This is a genomic window from Streptomyces sp. NPDC007162 (genome assembly GCF_040634175.1).
Classification (GTDB): domain Bacteria; phylum Actinomycetota; class Actinomycetes; order Streptomycetales; family Streptomycetaceae; genus Streptomyces.
In genome coordinates, this window is sequence record NZ_JBEYFC010000861.1 from 1 (window position 1) to 2,441 (window position 2,441).

Annotated in this window: 3 protein-coding genes and 1 pseudogene; 3 read left to right on the forward strand and 1 reads right to left on the reverse strand. The window is 67.3% G+C overall.

Annotation, left to right across the window (positions count from 1 at the left end):
- Window positions 1-114 precede the first annotated feature (114 nt).
- Window positions 115-283: pseudogene (locus ABZ646_RS45030) on the forward strand (IS982 family transposase); the annotation flags it as partial.
- A gap of 13 nt (window positions 284-296) precedes the next feature.
- On the opposite strand, the gene ABZ646_RS45035 reads toward ABZ646_RS45030, so the two are convergent.
- Window positions 297-695, reverse strand: a complete 399-nt coding sequence (locus tag ABZ646_RS45035; protein WP_360533129.1) for a VOC family protein — start codon at window positions 693-695, stop codon at window positions 297-299.
- A gap of 355 nt (window positions 696-1,050) precedes the next feature.
- Here ABZ646_RS45035 and ABZ646_RS45040 point away from each other — a divergent pair, with 355 nt between their 5' ends.
- Together ABZ646_RS45040 and ABZ646_RS45045 are read left to right on the forward strand one after the other, a co-directional pair.
- Window positions 1,051-1,386, forward strand: coding sequence for a hypothetical protein (locus ABZ646_RS45040; RefSeq protein WP_360533132.1), 336 nt, complete (start codon window positions 1,051-1,053; stop codon window positions 1,384-1,386).
- Between the two features lie 384 nt (window positions 1,387-1,770).
- Entirely contained in the window at window positions 1,771-1,941 is a 171-nt protein-coding gene (locus ABZ646_RS45045; RefSeq protein ID WP_132891762.1) for a hydrophobic protein, read from the forward strand.
- Window positions 1,942-2,441 lie beyond the last annotated feature (500 nt).

A 2,441-nucleotide genomic window follows, 5' to 3' on the forward strand; every position in this document is an offset into this window, starting at 1 on the left:
TGCATCTGTTCCCGTACCTGCCCCAGCAGCCCGGCTGCAACAAGCGCCTGCGCAAGGCGGTCGAGTTTGGCCGAGTACGGCTGCTGCGCCAGCCCCAGCCGCTTCTTTTGCTGGATCCCTGAGACCCTCAAGGGCCGGCTCAACCTCGAACAGCACCACGGCCGCACACCCCGGCGTCGTCGCCCGCGTCGTGCAGCGCATCCTCGCACTGACCACCGCCATCCGGCACAACGACCGGAGCGGACAGCCCGTCCTGCGCTCACTGACCGCCTACGACCACTGACCCTTGGAACAGATCACGAGTTGGACGGTGCCAGGGTGCGCATGACATCGAACTCGTTGCCCTCGGGATCGGCCATGACCACCCAGCTCCGGCCGGGGCCCTGGCCCACGTCCACCTTGGCTGCGCCGAGGCCGAGCAGCCTGGCCACCTCGTCGTCGGTACTGCCGTCGAGCGGACTGACGTCGAGGTGGAGCCGGTTCTTCACAGTCTTGCCCTCGGGCACCCGGATGAACACCAGAGTGGGCGGCATCTGGCGGGCCCGGACCTCCTCGACGGTCGGCTCCCAGGAGCCGATCTCGACCTTGCCCTCGCTCCGGTCGATCACCTTGAAACCCAGGACAGCGCTCCAGAAAGCCGCGAGCCGCTCCGGATCACGGCAGTCGACAACCAACTCAGTGAACCTACTGGTCATCACTCCCCCAGACAGTGCGGACGGGGGCTCAGCCTATGGGGCCGTGCCGCCCTCCGGTCCGGAATCGCGACGACCACCAACCCTGGAATCGATCGCGGACAGCGGCTACCAGGCGCGCCCGTGTCGACTCGGAGATCACTTACGAGACAAGCTGCAGGTGCATTCACCACGAGGTTTCCCCACTCGCGCATCAGCTCCAGTCAGAGGACAGTCCCGGCATCACCCGTACGGTGACCGGCCAGATCGGTGTGTTCTTCCACCGCTACGGCGGCTCGGCGAGTCGTGGCCCGAACGGTACCTCTGAGATTCCTCAAGTCGCTTGGTGCGCGCGGACATGGCCGTCAGGCTGACCTCCATGACAGGAATCACGGGACTGGGCAGGAAGAACACCTTCGTGCTGACCATCCGGGACACGGACGAGGTCGCGGCTGCCCTGCGCGAGGCGCTGGCGGAGGCTTCGCCGGAGGAGCGCCCGGGCCTGGAACGCGCCGCCGCACTTGTGGAGTCCACCGCCGCCGCCACCGAGATCCTGCTGCGTGCCCGCTGGGTCCGCTCCCGGCTGGCCGCCGTCGACTTCACCGGAGACGTCGGCTCGGTCGCCGCGGTGAAGGCGTTGCGTCAGGCGGAGCCGACGCTGAGCCTGCTTGCGGCGGTGCAACTTCAGCGAGAGGCGGTCGCGCACCCTGAGTGACCCGGCACCCGTCCAACGGACGCCGAATACGTCGCGGCGTAGCCGGCCGGACCCCGGTGACCGTGACCGTGGCCAGTCCTGCGCCCCGTGGTGCGCGAGGCCCCCCGTCCGCGAGGTTGTCAAGCGGCTCCTCGGCCACGTGTCGACGGGCGACATCCTCCCCGGCACCGAGTCCGACTTCCGCGCTCGGGCGGTGGCAAGGGCCGTGCTCAGCCGGTCACCGCCCCATTTGGTGCGGATCTGCAGTGCGTGAGGCGCGAGAAAAGGGGGACACCTTCCGCGGTAGGCGGCGCGCTTATGCCCCTCATCCCTTGGAAGTAACTCATATTTTGTGTGCTTGTAGGGCTGAAGTAAGGGCATTCGGTGGCCAGGAGGTTGATAACGATGGTTCCCCTGCTTCTCGTTCTGCTGCTGGCTCTGATCCTCTTCGGCGCGGGCTTCGCGCTGAAGGCACTGTGGTGGATTGCGGTGATCGTGCTCGTCGTGTGGCTGCTGGGCTTTGTCGTCCGTACGGTGGACAGCGGTGGCCGCAAGGGCCGTTGGTACCGCTGGTAGACGGACACGACCAGGCGCGAGACAGGCGCCACCTGCGAGGAATGAGCGGGGCCCGGCCGTATGCGGCCGGGCCCCGCTCGCGCAGGACGACCTTCTGTGTGAGCGGTCGGGACGGATGGGGCGTATCGGATGCATCGCAGGGTACGTGAGTGATGCACCGGTCCCGCAGGCCCGGCAGTGGAACCCTGCTCCTCCTGTCTGCGGGGCCGCTGTGCGTGTGATGGTGCATCGACGGCCGCTCGGTGATCTCGATTTGAGGCTATGGCCGCCCTCACGGCGACTCGGCTGCTGATTGGGAGCTGCGAACGCCTTCGAGCGGACCGCTGAGCAGGGCCGCGCGAGCAAGGGGTGAATGGATGAACCATCATCCTGTTGACTTTCGGCTCGATTAACCAGAGTATTCCAGGGGTGACACACACCGACCCCCTGCCCGCCCGCGCAGCCCTCCCCGCCGATCTCGACGAGGCTGCCCATCGCTGCATGGTCGCGGGATTCGAGGG

Coding starts and splice junctions, on each gene's coding strand:
- ABZ646_RS45035 (WP_360533129.1), bottom strand. CDS start 695: ATGACCAGTAGGTTCACTGAGTTGGTTGTCGACTGCCGTGATCCGGAG.
- ABZ646_RS45040 (WP_360533132.1), top strand. CDS start 1,051: ATGACAGGAATCACGGGACTGGGCAGGAAGAACACCTTCGTGCTGACC.
- ABZ646_RS45045 (WP_132891762.1), top strand. CDS start 1,771: ATGGTTCCCCTGCTTCTCGTTCTGCTGCTGGCTCTGATCCTCTTCGGC.